Below are 14,384 nucleotides of genomic sequence, written 5' to 3'. Positions count from 1 at the left end.
GACCGGTCGGTGCTGTGTCGTTACCTGGGTGACACGACGGCTGCCTTGGGGGCGGCGGGAAGTGCGGCGGGCTGGGGCGGGTCCGCGCTGAGGTAGGCGCGACGCCAGCGGAGGAAGGGCCGTTCGATGCCGTTGAACGTGACCACGGCCGCAGCCAACGTGAGGGGCAGGACCGCCGCCGTCGCGGTGATGAACGCGTCAAGCACCGGGCGCCCCGTCAGCTCGAACCACCAGCGCCGGGAAATGATCGCGGTGATGACCATGTAGTGGAGCAGGTAGACGGAGAAGCTCATCTCACCGACCTTGGCGATGCCTCGCGACACGATCCCCGTCGAGGAGATGGTGGCCACATAGGTCAGCACCACCAGAGCCCACAGAACCCCTTCGACGTCGACCCAGAGCAGCCGCGTGGCGTGCCGTTCATGGAACGCGTGGGCTTGGTTGAAGGCCCAGATGGCGCCCGTGACCAGCGCTGTCGCGATCCCGACCTTCAGCAGCCCCTGGAACCGTTTCCGGTGGTGCACGAAGAACCAGGCGGCGACCATGCCCAGCAGGAACTGGTCGATCCTGCCGGCGAGGCTGTAGTAGAGCATCGAGTTCACGCTGATGCTGCCGGTGGCCGAGGCCCACACCAGGCCGCGGATCACGGCGACGGCGGCCAGGAGCTTGAACAGAGCGGCGGGTCCGCGTTTGGTGAGGAGTCTGCTGAACAGCGGGAACAGCAGATAGAACTGCAACTCGACCGCGATGGCCCACCACATGCTCGACACGGCCCCCAGGCTGAGGGACCCGGGCAGGTTGCCCAGGCCGACCAGGGACTGGACCACCGCGAGCAGACTCGCACCTTGTTTGTGTGCGCCGATGCCCAGAACGATCAACGCGATGTAGAGGGGGAAGATCCGTAGCACCCGATTGCCGAGGAACCGGCCATAGTGGACGTCCTTGCCCAGGGTGCCGATGGTGAAGATGAATCCGGAGAGCACCATGAAAAGGGCCACCCCGGAATGGCCTTCAAGCACCAGGGTGGCCAGCGGGTTCTCCGAGTAGAGCCAGCCGTGCGCGTCGCTGTTCGGGGTGTCCCTGAGAAGCGGAGAGATCATGTGCGTGCCGTGGCAGAGGAGCACCAGCACGGCAGCATAGGCACGCAAGTGGTCCACGGACACGAGGTACTGCCGGTTGCTGCTGCGCATGCAGGGACGACATCAGCACCCGAGCGGCCGACTCGGCACATGCGCACGAGTCCCTCCATATTGCCGGATAATTTCACTCATCCGAGGGGGTGCCGACGCCCTGCGCGCCTGCTGTGTCTCGCAACCTTCGGTCGGCCCTGTCGTTGGCATGACGAGTGGCCCCGCCTGCGCGTTCTCCGTTGTGCCGGGGCCTTGGCGACTCCTTATGGAGTGCGGCTACGGGAGCCACGGCACCTTGCACATCTCATTCCTCATCCACAATTCCTTCGGTTTCGGCGGCACGATCCGTACCACCATCAACCTCGCCAACGCGCTGGTCGAACAGCATGACGTGGAGATCGTGTCGGTCTACCGGCACAGGGACTCACCGGTGTTCCCCGTTGACCCCCGCATCCTGCTCCGGCACCTGGTGGACCTGAGGAAGGGAACACCGGGGTACGAGGGCGACCTGCCCGAGGCGCGGAAGTCCGCTGCCGTTTTTCCCCGCAGCGAGACGCAGTATCCGTACTACAGCGCACTGACCGATCAGCGGATCGCCCAGCACCTGGGAACACTGACGAGCGATGTCGTCGTGGGCACGCGGCCGGGCCTGAACGCCCACATCTGTCTGCAGGCCAGGCGGGGTCCCCTGCGCGTGGGCCAGGAACACCTGACCTTCAGCAACCACCCGCGGGCGCTGCGCATGACGTTGCGCCGGCTGTATCCGCGGCTGGACATGCTGACGACCACAACCCTGGCGGACGCGCACATGTACCGGCGGAAGATGACGCTGCCGGGCGTGCGCGTCGAAGCATTCCCCAATCCCGTCCCGGGACCGGCGGGGACCCCGCCAAGCAGCAGGGACAAGGCAGTTGTCGCTGCCGGGAGGCTCGTTCCGCCCAAACGGTACGACCTCCTCATCCGGGCATTCGACAGGGTCCGTGACGAGCGTCCCGACTGGGTTCTGCGCATCTTCGGACCAGGCGTCGCGGGAGGTCACGGCACACAACTCCAGGGCCTCATCGAGGAATTGGACCTGGGTAAACATGTTTCCCTCATGGGTGCGGTCTCGCCCCTGGACCCTGAGTGGCTCAAGGCGGGGCTTGCCGCTAGTGCCTCGGACCACGAGTCGTTCGGCATGACCATCGTCGAGGCGATGAGGTGCGGCGTGCCCGTCGTCTCCACCGACTGCCCCCTGGGGCCGAGAGAGATCATCACCGACGGGGTCGACGGGCGTCTCGTGCCCATGGGGGATGAGAAGGCGCTCGCCCGCGCCCTCCTGGAGCTCATCGACGACGATGAGCTCCGGCAGCGTATGGCCGAGGCGGCACGAGCCTCCTCGGCGCGATACGAGCCTGCGCTCATCGCGGACCGCTTCGCCGATACCTGCGCACAACTGACGGGGCGTGGCCCCGCGAGCGGTTCCTTCAGGGCCGTCGTCCACCAGAGCCGAGGCTCGGTGATCGGCGCGGCCTACGGCCTCAAGGACGCGGTGAAGCAGAGTCTCCAGAGGTTCCGCTGAGTCACACCGGTCAACCGTTCCCGGGCTCGCGTCGCGTCAACGCCCACAGCGCGAGAGCGAGGCAGCTGAACGCGGCCCCCAGCGCGCAGACGGCACCCCAGCCGGCCACCGTGTAGAGGGAGGTCGCGGCGATGGCACCGGTGGCGCTGCCGATCGAGTAGAAGACCATGTATCCGCCGATCAACCGGCTGCCCGCGTCCGGACGCAGTGCGTAGATCAGGGTCTGGTTGGTGACATGCACCGCCTGAACGGCGAGGTCGAGAAGGATCACGCCGACGACCAGGGCCCAGAGCGAGGCGCGGGTGAAGGCCAGGGGCAGCCACGAGGCGGCGAGCAGCGTCAGGGCGATGCCGGTCGTCCGCCGGGAGAGTCCGCGGTCGTTCAGGCGCCCCGCCGCGGTCGCGGCCAGGGCGCCGACGACGCCGATGAGGCCCAGCGCCCCGATCGCGCTGTGGGACAGGGAGTACGGGGCCTCGCTGAGCGGGAGCGCGACGCTGCTCCACAGCGTGCTGAAGGCGGCGAAGATCAGCAGGCCGAACAGGGCCCGGAGCCGCAGCAGTCGTTCCCGCGCGAACAGGGTGATGGTCGAGCGCAGGAGCTCTCCGTAGCGCAGGGTCGTGGTCGACGGAGCGTCGCCGGGGTGGGGCAGTGCGCGGGACAGGAGCAAGGCGAGCAGAGCGGTGAGCGACGCCGAGAGGAGGTAGACGGAGCGCCAGCCCGCGAGATCGGCCATGAGGCCGGAGACGGTGCGGGCGAGCAGGATTCCGATGACGACGCCGCTGGTGACCAGACCGACCACTCGTCCGCGCTCGGCGGGCGGGGCCAGTGCCGCCGCGAAGGCGACCGACGTCTGTGTGACGACCGCGAGAAGGCCCGTCGCGGCCATGCCCGCGAGCAGGATCGCCGCGGTGTGGGCGGTGGCCACCACGATCAACGACACCACCAGGAAGAGCAGTTGGGCCACGATGAGCCGTCTGCGGTCGGCCATGTCACCCAGCGGTACGAGGAAGAAGAGCCCCAGCCCGTATCCGACGTGCGTGAGGGTGACGACGCTGCCGACGAGGGCCGGGCTCATGGCGAGTTCGTGGCCCATGGTCACCAGGAGCGGCTGGGAGAAGTAGACATTGGCCACCGCGGCGCCGCAGGTGACGGCGAAGAGCAGGATGACGCCACGGGTCAGGATGAACGCGGAACGTTCCCTGCTTCGGGGCTCGGTCCCGGACCCGGACCCGGTCCGTGGTGTCGAGGTCTCATTGCTGCCGGGCATCGGCGCCCCTTCCCATGCTGGTTTCATCTTGCTACCACTTTTGGTGATGGCGAAGGTAACGCTTTTTGGTAGCATGTTGCAACCGGTTCAGGCAGAGCGAGGGACGAGGACGCCATGGTGACCAGGACGCGTTTCGACGACAGTGACTGCCCGGTCGCCCGGTCGGTGGACGCGATCGGTGATTGGTGGTCCCTGCTGATCGTGCGGGACGCCTTCGACGGAAGCCGGCGCTTCGGGGAGTTCCAGCGCAGCCTCGGGGTGGCGAAGAACATCCTCACCGCGCGTCTGCGGAGCCTGGTCGCGGGCGGCGTCCTGGAATCCGTTCCCGCATCGGACGGCAGTGCCTATCGCGAGTACGTACTGACGCCTAAGGGCGAGGCGCTCTTCCCTGTCATCGTCGCGCTGCGGCAGTGGGGCGAGCAGAACTTCTTCGAGCCCGGCGAACCCCACTCACAGTTGGTCGACCGTCGGCAGGGGCGTGGGCTGCGTCCGCTGGAGGTTCTGTCCGCGGACGGACGGCGGCTGCACCCCGATGACACCGCCGTCCACAAGGTCTCCGACCAGTGAGCGACAGTCGGCGCGTGTCAGGCCACGTGAACGTCCGCGCCGTCGACGACCAAGGCCTGGCCGTCGCGCAGCGTCCGGTGAGCGACCCCGTCCGCCCGGTAGTTGGCCGCCACGACGCCACAGGCCTCCGTCTCGGGATGGCCCGGTGAGTCGACGTGGGGCACGACCGCGTGTTCAAGGACGCCGAGGCCGTCCCAGACCGCTGGGTCGCCGTACGTCTCGGGCACCTCGTTCGGGTCGTCGCAGGCATCAAGCCCGCGCAGGCTGGGGGCGAGGACGCACGCGCCGGCGCTGTACCCGGCGTAGACCATGGCGTCGCGTTCCAGGAGGGCGGTCACCACGGTGTCCGCACCGCTCCGGGCCAGCGCGTAACGCAGCATGAACGCGTTGCCGCCACGTACCCAGAGCGCCGGGAAACGGCTCAGCGCAGCCTCGACTGCGGCTGCGGGACGGTCGAAGAGGTCGCGCAGGTCCAGTTCGCTCGGCCGCAGACCCAACGAAGCCAGCGCGGCGATCTCCCGCTCCACACCGGTCTTGCGCATGTCCTCGGGCTGACCGTCCACGGCGTTCGCGATCACGGCGATCTCGGGTCGGACCCCGGCTCCACCAAGCAGTCCAAGGAGCTGCTCGGGGTGGTCGCCCAGGCGGAACGAGGAGAGGTACATGCGCATGCCCGGACCCTAATCGGCGCCGCCCCGGGCCGCACCAAGATTTTGTGCGCACATAATCTCGGCGGCCGAGGGATAGCGGGGGGCGGGCCATCGCGTCGTGATGGTTGCGAAGAAGGGGAGGGTCGATGGAGGCCTCAAGTCACGACGAGTTCCGGGAGTTCGTAGCGATGCGCTCCACCGCGCTGCTGCGGGTCGCGGTGCTGCTCACCGGTGGAGACCGGCATGCGGCGGAGGATCTGCTGCAGATCGCGCTGATGAAGGCCTACGGACGCTGGGCGCACATCGAGCAGCCCGAGGCGTATGTCCGCCAAGTCCTGTACCGCCAGCAGGTCAGCCGCTGGCGCCTGCGCAGACATCGCGCCGAGACGACGGTGCCCGTACTGCCCGAGTCAGGCGGTGCGGCCGGCCCCGAGTCGGACACCGAACTGCGGATCGCGCTGTGGGCGGCGCTGCGCCGGCTGACCAAGCGGCAGCGTGCCGTGGTCGTGTTGCGCTACTTCGAGGATCTGCCGGAGGGCGAGGTCGCGGCGCTGCTGAGGTGCCCGGTCGGCACGGTGCGCAGTACGGCGCACCGCTCGCTGGCCAAACTCCGCGCGCTCGTCCCGGAGCTCGGGCCCGAAAGGCCCCTGGAACAGGCGAAGTCGCTCAGCTACACGCCGAAGGAGATGCAGGGATGACGACGGAGCGGGTGGAGGAGAAGGTCCGGGAGACGCTGCACGCGGTCGCCCTGGATCAAGTGCGCGCGCCGGGGGACCTGGTCGAGAAGGTGGAGCGGCGGCGCAGCAGGCGCCGCTTCTCGCAGGTCGCGGGGGCGGCGGTGGCCGTCGCCGCGATCACCGTGGGGGCGTTGTTCGGCTTCGGCGGCGCGGGCGCGACCGACGACGACCGTCCCGCACGGCCGGCGGCGTCACCGGAGGGCTGGAAGCCGTGGCAGAAGGACGTGGCGAAGGCCGCCGAGCGGGGCTGCCTGGTGGACGGGTCCGCACTGTACTGCGCCGGGTCCAAGTACGACGCCGCCAAGTTCGACGCGAACACCGGAGAACGGCAGTGGACGGTCAAGGTCAAGCGCGAAGGCGACGGGATCGACCATCCGTTCGCCGTGCGCGACGGCGTGGTCTATGCCTACCGCAACCACACCACGAAGAACGAGCCGGGCGGCGACTACCACGGCGGCACCGACCTGATGGCGGTGGACGCCGACAACGGCGACGTGCTGTGGACGGTCGAGATGCCGCAGGACGACCGCACCGACCAGGCCGCGATGCTCATCGACGGCGCGGTCCTCGCCAACACGCCGAACCTCCGTACGATGTCGGCCCTCGATCCGCGCACCGGCAAGGAGAAGTGGCGCCACACCTGGGACAAGGGTGTCGCATGCCAACGTGCGGTGCTGGGCGGCGTACCCCACCTGGCGTGCATGCCGGACGTCGAGAAGCCGGACGCAACCGACATCCTGCGGCTCGATCCCGCCACCGGAGAGGCCAAGAAGGTCACGACGCTCCCCGGTGGGCAGCAGCTCATCGGCACCACGGGCGACCGCATGGTCCTGACCAAGGCGATCGACCAGTCGAACGGCTTGGACTTCCCCGCCCACCGGGACCTGCGGCTGACCACCATCAGCGGCTCCGGCAAGCAGTTCTCGCACTCCTACCGGGTCGAGGGGGAGCTGGCCGGCCTGGATGTCGTCGGTGGCCGCCTGATCACCATGAACTGGAAGGGCGAGGCCTCGGCCCGTTCGCTGACCACGGGCAAGACTCTGTGGACGGCTCCGGGTGGCATCAAGTTGCCCGGCAAGGACACCATGCGTGAGGTCGCGTCTCCTGTGGTGTCGATGGCACAGGGGGTCGTGTATTTCCTCGGCGAGGACGGGGGTCTGTCCGGCCTCGATCTGAGCACGGGTGAGCAGGTCTGGCGTGGGGACGTGGACTTCGGTGAGCCGAAGCAGGGGCCCGGCTACTGGAGGTCGTCGCAACTCCTGCTCTACAAGGACGCGTTGGTGGCACGGAAGGGCGGCGAGATCGTCTCGCTGCTGCCGGGGGCCGGCCGCTGAATCGGCCGGGCCGGGCCGGGGCGAGAAGTGCCACCCCGGCCCGGCCCTTTTGGTTTCGCGTTCCAGGTATTAGAGCATGATGAGCAGACGCGTCTTCGGCTTGAGTTTCCTGTTCACCGAACGGCTCTGTACGTAGACCTCAAGCTTGGGATTGTTCCCCGCCTTCACGGACACCGTCCCCTGAATGCCGGACCCGAAGAGCAGACTGCGCGCCGCGTCTCCCGTATAGGCGCGATCGGTGTCCTTCTCGACCACTATGACTTCCTTGTTGGGCTGGACCTGAGCGCGGGCACCCAACTGGTAGTAACAAGAACCGCGTTCATAGGACACACCCGGATGCGAGTCGACGAAGGGGCGGATCTCCACTTCCTTGTCGACCTTCAGAAGTCGGTACCTGTCGGCCGGAATGGGTTCGAGATTCGCCCGTACTTCGTCGATCGATATGTCCTGGCCGACGGCGAACAGGTTCTTCGTCCCGCGTACGCCCTTCTCGCGCGCCCGGAGGAAGCTGGTGGCGGCGGCGCGCACGGTGCCGATGGCCTCCTCGACGCCCTCTTGGGAGTCCGCGTCCCAGATGGCTATGTTCCCGGCCGGGAAGCCATAGTTCTGCGCCGTCCGCTTGGCCAGCGAGTTCGGCACCAGGATGGCGGACGTCCAGTGACCCGGCAGGCCGCCCATCTTCGCCGCGATCCTGTCGAGCCAGGGGCCGAGGATCTTCATGTCCCCGTCGTGCCGCCTGTCGCCGCCGGAGGCGTTCTCCTCGCCGTCCGTCACCACGATCTGGAGGAAACTGTGCTCGCCGTATTCCTCCCAGATGTGTCCCAGGTCGTCCAGGGACTTCAGTGAAGCCTCGATGAGTGCCGTAGCTCCATTGTTGACTTGGTAGAGCCCCCGCATGGACGGGAGGTGCTTCACATCCATGTCCCAGACGAGATTCTCGACCCTGTGGTCGAAGGAGTAGAGACTGATCCGGGTCTCGTGTCCGAGGCTGTCCGATTCGGCCTTCAAACCTGAAACGAACTCGTCGACCACGCGGATGAGTTGACTCTGATGAGGACGCATGGAACCCGAACAGTCCACTACCAGCGCGACGTGATTCACCTTGTGCTGAATCCTGTTGGCGGACATGTTTCTGCTCCTTCTCCGAGGGCTGCTTCCCGAGTGATTCCACTCTATGGGGAGGCACTGACAACGCCCTTTGATGCGCCGTCACCGGCCCTCGTCGCTACGGCGTGGCGAGCCACAGGTCGGGGCCGAACACCTCGTAGTGGATGTCGGCGGCGGCCACGCCCTTGTCGAGGAGCTGTCCCCGCACCGCGCGCATGAACGGCAGCGGGCCGCACAGGTAGGCGCGGGTGCCGGGTGCCAGGGGTACATCGGTGAGGTCGACGCGGCCGGTGTGGTGGGCGGAGCCGGGCTCCTCGTACCAGAAGTGGCGTGTGGCGGCCGGGGGTTTGGCCGCCAGTGCCTCGTGGTCGGCGCGCAGTGCGTGGCTGTCGGGGGAGCGGTCGGCGTGCACGACCGTCACGGGGCCCGGGTGCCGTGCGGCGGTGAGTTCTTCCAGCATGGCCAGCATGGGCGTGCAGCCGATGCCCGCGGAGGCGAGCAGCAGGGGTGCGTCGCCCGGTTCCAATACGAGATCGCCGTAGGGCGGCGAGATGTGCAGCAGGTCGCCCGGGCGGACGTGCGTGTGCAGGTGGTGGGAGACCTCGCCGTCGGGGGCGCCGCCCTCACCGGTGACCCGCTTGACCGCGATTGCGCGCGTCGTGGCGGAGGGGGCGCCGATGAGGCTGTACTGGCGTATCTGCCGTGCGCCATCGGTCAGTTGGGCCTCCACCGAGACGTATTGAACGCAAATTGGAGGGAGTCGCTGTCAGCACAGGAGATGGGCGGCGCGGGTGAGGCCTTCCAGGGCGCGGTGCTGTTCGTCCGACCACCGCCTCGCCCGCTCGTGGTGGGTGGACACCACCCCGATCAGCGTGCCGTCCGCGGAAGTGATCGGAACCGAGACGCACGCGCCGACGGATGCCTCCTGGAGCACCTCCAGTGCCGGGGTACCGATGAAGAGCGGGCAGGCGGCCACCTCGTCGACGATGACCGGCCTGCGGTCCTGCGCGGCCAGTCCGCACGCGGTCTCCCGGTCCGCCACCGTCTCGAAGTAGCTCAAGAAGGGGTGGTCGAAGCCCCGTTGGGCCACGATCCGCAGCAGGCCGCTCTCCGCCTCGTACAGTTGGGCGTTTCCCATCGGCGCCCCGTTGATCTCGAACGCCGCCGACAGCGCCGCGGACACCACGGACACACGTAGGTTCCGCTCGCCTTCCGACAGAGGAGCCGTCGCCAGTTCCCGGACGATCCGCAGCCCTTCCGCGTCCCCGCTCAGCCGCAGCGGGCGCAGCACCGCACTGTGGGCGCGCTCCACCACCAGGCTGCCGCCCGCCGCGGTGGCCCGCAGCCCGGCGTCCAGCAGCAGGGCCACCCCCTCCGTCCCGCAGAATGTCACTCGGCTCAGGTCCAGCAGGATGCGGTGGTCGGGATGCTCCATGAGGTGGCGCAGCTCGCGGTCCAGGACCGGCACGGATGCCATGTCCAGCTCGCCGGCCACGCGCAGGGTGACCCGGCCGTCCGCTCTGGCGACGCCGATCCGCAGCGACCCCGAGGGCTGGGGCCATTCCGTCCGCCCCGCGCCCCTGCATCCGCCCTGTGTGCCCATGTCCGCGAAGCTGTTCCCCGTGCCCATGTCCGCCCACGTTAGGGCCGGGGTCGCCTGTGCCGGGGGTTCTTGCCCAGGCCGGTCTTCCATGGTGCCGAACCGGCCAGAAACGGGCGGCCTTGTCACTCCTTCACAGCAAGGTCATCACGTCACGGTGAAGCCGAACGCCTTGTCGGTCCCCTAGCCTCCGGCGTGCGCGTGAGTCGACGCCAGATGCGGCGCGCTGCCCCTCTCGAACGGAGCCGACATGGAGTATCCGGATCTCTCCGCACTGCCCGTCGAACTACAGGAGGTCGTGACCTCCTACGGATCGCTCAACGTCTTTCGGATGCTGATGCACTCACCGTCGCTCGCACCGGGTGTGCTGACCCTCGGTGACGCGGTCCTGCAGGGCAACTCGCTGCCCGACACCTTGCGCGAACTGGCCATCGTGCGGGTCGGACGGGTCTACGGAGCGGCCTATGAGGTGCACCACCACGAGAACATCTCGCGTCTCGTCGGCCTGGGGGAGGAGGCGATCACCGCCGCCGAGACCGGATCACCCGGCAAGCTCTCCGGCTCCGAAGCCGCTGTCCTGACCGCCACGGACCGGTTGCTCGCCCGGCACACCCTCGACGAGGCTACGCGGGAGGAACTGCTGGCGTTCTTGACGGTGAACCAGCTGGCGGACCTCGTCATCACCGTGGGCTTCTACCAACTCATCTGCGGCTTCCTCAACACCTTTGAGGTGACGACCGAGGGCGAGGGCTCCGCGCCCTACGGCGAGGAGTCCCCACGGTAGGCAGGGCGGAGATCCACGGCGTCACGCGTCAGTCGCCGCGCTTGCGGCCCTTCGTGGAGGCGTTCCGGCCCCCGCGGGGGTGCCACAGCCGCAGCCATACGTCCCGGGCGTGGCGCCCTGCCTCCGTGCGGCTGCGCGCGACCATCTCGCGAGCCTCGTCGTGCGTCTCGACCATGGGTCCTGAGCCACGCAGCGGCCGGCCCGCCGTCTCGTGCAGGAAGAACGTCGCGACCAGGCCGATCGCCCCGGCCACCATCAAGTAGAAGGCAGGTACCAGGGTGTTGCCCGTCTTCTCGACCAGGAAGGAGGCGAGCAGGGGGGTGGTGCCGCCGAAGAGGGAGACGGAGATGTTGTAGGCGATCGACAGGGCTCCGTACCGCAGGCGCGTGGGGAACAAGGCGGGCAGGGTCGCGGCGGCCGTGCCCGCGAAGCAGACCAGGAGCAGGCCGAGGATGACGCAGCCGAACGCGGGCAGGAGGATGCCGCCCTCCCGGATCAGCAGGAAGGCCGGAACGGCGAGCGCGATCAGGGCGATGCTGCCGCCCATGAACATCGGGCGTCTGCCCCACCGGTCGGAGCTGCGTCCCACGGTGGTGATGGCGAGAGCCACCAGCAGCATGGTGCCGAGCACCAGCAACTGGGCCGTGGTGTCGCTCTCGCCCAAAGTCACCGTCATGAACGTGGGCAGATAGGACGTCACCATGTAGTTCGTGACGTTGTAGAGCAGCACGAGGCCCATGCAGATCAGCACCGCCTGCCAGTGGCGCGTGAAGATCTCCTTGAGGCGCCCCTTGCCGGACTGGCGGGCCTGCTCCACGGGATCGTCCTCGCCCCGGCCTTCTCCCCGCTCGGCCGCGGCCCCGGCCGCTTCCTGCTGGAAGGCGGGCGTCTCCTCCAGCTTCAGCCGCATGTAGAGGCCGATGAGCCCGAGCGGCCCCGCGATGAAGAAGGGGATGCGCCAGCCCCAGCTCTCCAGGCCGTCCGTGCCAAGGGTCAGCGTCAGGACGGTGACCAGACCCGAGCCCAGGGAGTAGCCCACGAAGGTGCCGAAGTCGAGCCAGCTGCCGAGGAAGCCGCGGCGCTGGTCGGGCGCGTACTCGGCGATGTAGGTGGTGGCACCGGCGTATTCACCGCCCGTGGAGAAGCCCTGGACCAGACGGCACAGGAGCAGCAGCAGCGGGGCGGCGAACCCGATGGATGCGTACGAGGGCAGCAGACCGACCGCGAAGGTGCTCGCAGCCATCATGATCATGGTTGCCGCGAGCACCTTCTGCCGGCCGATGCGGTCGCCGAGCGGCCCGAAGACGAGACCGCCCAGCGGGCGAACGAGAAAGGCCGCGGCGAATGTGGCGAACGTGGCGACGACCTGGGCCCCGGGCGAACTGGAAGGAAAGAAGACTTTCCCGATCGTGCCCGCCAGATAGGCGTAGACGCCGAAGTCGAACCACTCCATGGTGTTGCCGAGCGCGGCCGCCGTCACCGCGCGCCGCACCTTCGGACGGTCCGAGACCATCACGTCCTCGGCGCTGAGCGTCTTCTTCCTGCGACGCAGCAGCGTGCGCGCCATCCGGTCGGTCTCCGACCGGGATCCGCGCGTCGATTCCGTCTCCGGTCCCCGGGGCCGCCGGGGATTTCGGTGCGGCAGGCCTTTCGCCATGAAGCTTTTCTCCTCTTGCCTGAGAAAAAGCCGTGTCGCCGCAAAATTAGGCTGATCAAGAGGGACCGGCAAATTGTCGGACCGAGGTGGTCGCCCTGGCCCGCAGGGCCTCGCCCATGTTCTCCTCGCGCCAGCGGGCCAGCAGTTCATGGAAAGCGACGGCGCCGTGCGGGTAGGCCGTGGGGCCGTTCGGGCGCCCTCGGCCCTCGCCGTTGTAGTAGCCGGGGGTGCACTCGGCGTGGAACCACGCGTGATCGGGGGCGCCCTGCGCGCAGACGTCGACCCAGGCGTCCTCGACCTCGGGGGCGGGCTCGATGACCGCGCCCTTCTCCTGCGCGGCGGCCACCAGGGCGGCGGCGTGCAGGGCCTGCTCGTCCAGGATGTGCGTGTAGTTCACGCTGCTGGCGTTCTGCAGTGAGCCCATCCGGATCAGGTTCGGGAAGCCGTTGCTGGTGAAACCGTGCAACGTGCGCGGACCCCGCTGCCTCCACGTGTCCATGAGCCGCACGCCGTCGCGGCCGGTCACCGGCAGCTTTCCCGAGGTGATGCCGGAGACGCCCACGGAGAACCCGGTGGCGAACACCAGGCAGTCGACCTCGTACTCCACGCCACCCACGACGACCCCGCGCTCGGTCATGCGCTCGATGCCGTGGGTGTCGGCCGTGTCCACCAGGGTGACGTTGGCGCGGTTGAACGCGGGCAGGTACGTGTCGGAGAAGGTGGGGCGCTTGCACGCGTACCGGTACCAGGGCGTGAGGGCGGCGGCGGTGGCGGCGTCGGTGACCTCGGCGGCCACGCGTGCCCGGATCTGCTGCATGGTGGCGTGGTCGGCGACCTCGTAGGCGGCCTCGAAGTCCGGCTCACCGTGGCGGCGGAAGCTGGGCAGGAGCTTCTCGAGGAGGCCGGCCGACGCCGTCCAGCCGTCGGCGACCAGGTCCTGCCCGGCCTCCTCGCCGGAGCAGATCCGCAGGAAGTTCTCGCGGCGCTCGCCGGCCCAGCCGGGCCGGTCCGCGCCGACCTCCTGTGGCGTCATGCGCTGCTGGCCACGCGCGTCGACGGCGGAGGGGGTGCGCTGGAAGACGTAGAGGTGTCCGGCGTCCGCGGCCAGTTTCGGGATGACCTGCACGCCGGTGGCGCCGGTGCCGACGACGCCGACCCTCTTGCCCGCCAGGCCCCGCATGCCGCCTTCGGGGGTGCCGCCGGTGTACCCGTAATCCCAGCGCGAGGTGTGGAAGGTGTGGCCCCGGTAGTCCTCGATGCCGGGGATGCCCGGCAGTTTGGGCTCCGAGAGCGTGCCGGTGGAGGTGATGACGTAGGTGGCCCGGAACGCGTCGCCCCGGTCGGTGGTGACCACCCACTGCTCGGCTGCCTGATCCCACGTCAGGTCGGTGACGGCGGTGGAGAACAGGGCGTGCTCGTACAGATCGAACTGCTCGGCGACACGCACCGCGTGACGGCGGATCTCTTCACCGGGGGCGTACTTCCACTCGGGCACGTAGCCGGTCTCGTCCAGCAGCGGCAGGTACACGTGGGACTCGATGTCGCAGTGGATGCCGGGGTAGCGGTTCCAGTACCAGGTGCCGCCGAAGTCGCCGCCCTGCTCGACGACGCGCACCTTCGCCACGCCTTGCCGGTGCAGTCGCGCGCCCGCCAGGATTCCGCCGAATCCGCCGCCCACGATCGCGACGTCCACCGTGTCGTGCAGGGGCTCGCGTTCCTTGGTCGCGTCGGTGTACGGGTCGGCGGCGAAGTAGCCGAACTCCGCGTCCGTGGAGCGGTATTGGGCTGTTCCTTCGGGGCGTACGCGACGTTCCCGCTCGACGCGGTAGCGCTCGCGCAGGATGGCGATCTCCTGCGGGGTGGGCTGGTGGGGGGCGCGCTGCGGCAGGGGCATGGTGCGAGTTCCTCTCGTGGGGGGAGGTGCGTCGGGCGCCGCGCGGGCGTGATCAGGGCCCTCGCCGGGGCGCCCCGAGCGGTCACAGGTACCGTA

12 protein-coding genes and 1 pseudogene are annotated in these 14,384 nt (G+C 68.7%); 5 read left to right on the top strand and 8 right to left on the bottom strand.

All coding sequences use genetic code 11. The features are described from left to right. Window positions 1-20 precede the first annotated feature (20 nt). Window positions 21-1,190 carry an acyltransferase family protein gene (locus tag ACWD02_RS32570; protein WP_451217015.1) on the bottom strand — a complete coding sequence of 390 codons (1,170 nt, stop codon included), beginning with the start codon at window positions 1,188-1,190 and terminating at the stop codon, window positions 21-23. 235 nt (window positions 1,191-1,425) lie between these two features. Here ACWD02_RS32570 and ACWD02_RS32565 point away from each other — a divergent pair, with 235 nt between their 5' ends. Continuing rightward, window positions 1,426-2,691, top strand: a complete 1,266-nt coding sequence (locus tag ACWD02_RS32565; RefSeq protein WP_451217012.1) for a glycosyltransferase — start codon at window positions 1,426-1,428, stop codon at window positions 2,689-2,691. A gap of 10 nt (window positions 2,692-2,701) precedes the next feature. On the opposite strand, the gene ACWD02_RS32560 is transcribed toward ACWD02_RS32565, so the two are convergent. After that, window positions 2,702-3,958 carry an MFS transporter gene (locus ACWD02_RS32560; protein WP_451217009.1) on the bottom strand — a complete coding sequence of 419 codons (1,257 nt, stop codon included), beginning with the start codon at window positions 3,956-3,958 and terminating at the stop codon, window positions 2,702-2,704. 114 nt (window positions 3,959-4,072) lie between these two features. Between ACWD02_RS32560 and ACWD02_RS32555 the strand changes: the two genes are divergently transcribed. Continuing rightward, window positions 4,073-4,525, top strand: a complete 453-nt coding sequence (locus ACWD02_RS32555; RefSeq protein WP_451217006.1) for a winged helix-turn-helix transcriptional regulator — start codon at window positions 4,073-4,075, stop codon at window positions 4,523-4,525. A gap of 17 nt (window positions 4,526-4,542) precedes the next feature. Here ACWD02_RS32555 and ACWD02_RS32550 read toward each other — a convergent pair whose 3' ends face one another. After that, window positions 4,543-5,196 (bottom strand): Type 1 glutamine amidotransferase-like domain-containing protein, encoded by a 654-nt coding sequence (locus ACWD02_RS32550; protein ID WP_451217003.1) that lies wholly within the window; start codon window positions 5,194-5,196, stop codon window positions 4,543-4,545. A gap of 125 nt (window positions 5,197-5,321) precedes the next feature. Between ACWD02_RS32550 and ACWD02_RS32545 the strand changes: the two genes are divergently transcribed. Together ACWD02_RS32545 and ACWD02_RS32540 are read left to right on the top strand one after the other, a co-directional pair. Then, window positions 5,322-5,873 carry a SigE family RNA polymerase sigma factor gene (locus tag ACWD02_RS32545; protein ID WP_451217000.1) on the top strand — a complete coding sequence of 184 codons (552 nt, stop codon included), beginning with the start codon at window positions 5,322-5,324 and terminating at the stop codon, window positions 5,871-5,873. Next, entirely contained in the window at window positions 5,870-7,246 is a 1,377-nt protein-coding gene (locus ACWD02_RS32540; RefSeq protein ID WP_451216993.1) for an outer membrane protein assembly factor BamB family protein, read from the top strand. Before ACWD02_RS32545 ends, ACWD02_RS32540 begins: the two co-directional genes overlap by 4 nt. Before the next feature lie 69 nt (window positions 7,247-7,315). Here the strand turns inward: ACWD02_RS32540 and ACWD02_RS32535 are convergent, their stop codons facing one another. The 3 genes and pseudogenes from ACWD02_RS32535 to ACWD02_RS32525 form a co-directional block, all read right to left on the bottom strand. After that, window positions 7,316-8,374, bottom strand: coding sequence for a VWA domain-containing protein (locus tag ACWD02_RS32535; protein WP_451216990.1), 1,059 nt, complete (start codon window positions 8,372-8,374; stop codon window positions 7,316-7,318). A gap of 97 nt (window positions 8,375-8,471) precedes the next feature. Next, a pseudogene (locus tag ACWD02_RS32530) lies at window positions 8,472-9,095 on the bottom strand (hemin transporter); the annotation flags it as partial. Between the two features lie 24 nt (window positions 9,096-9,119). Continuing rightward, the gene (locus ACWD02_RS32525; RefSeq protein WP_451216987.1) at window positions 9,120-9,983 is read right to left on the bottom strand and encodes an STAS domain-containing protein; all 864 of its coding nucleotides are present in this window, start codon (window positions 9,981-9,983) and stop codon (window positions 9,120-9,122) included. A gap of 220 nt (window positions 9,984-10,203) precedes the next feature. Here ACWD02_RS32525 and ACWD02_RS32520 point away from each other — a divergent pair, with 220 nt between their 5' ends. Then, window positions 10,204-10,737, top strand: a complete 534-nt coding sequence (locus ACWD02_RS32520) for a carboxymuconolactone decarboxylase family protein (RefSeq protein WP_451216984.1) — start codon at window positions 10,204-10,206, stop codon at window positions 10,735-10,737. Between the two features lie 28 nt (window positions 10,738-10,765). Here the strand turns inward: ACWD02_RS32520 and proP are convergent, their stop codons facing one another. Both proP and ACWD02_RS32510 read right to left on the bottom strand, forming a co-directional pair. Beyond that, the gene (gene proP / locus ACWD02_RS32515) at window positions 10,766-12,304 is read right to left on the bottom strand and encodes a glycine betaine/L-proline transporter ProP (RefSeq protein ID WP_451216982.1); all 1,539 of its coding nucleotides are present in this window, start codon (window positions 12,302-12,304) and stop codon (window positions 10,766-10,768) included. 145 nt (window positions 12,305-12,449) lie between these two features. Next, a complete protein-coding gene (locus ACWD02_RS32510; protein WP_451216979.1) occupies window positions 12,450-14,288 on the bottom strand; it encodes a flavin-containing monooxygenase in 1,839 nt (612 codons plus the stop codon). Between the last annotated feature and the right edge of the window lie 96 nt (window positions 14,289-14,384).

The sequence above is a fragment of the Streptomyces sp. NPDC002853 genome, from assembly GCF_053591915.1.
The sequence above is the reverse complement of the archived record's forward strand: the minus strand, read 5'-3'. Positions and strand labels throughout refer to the sequence as shown.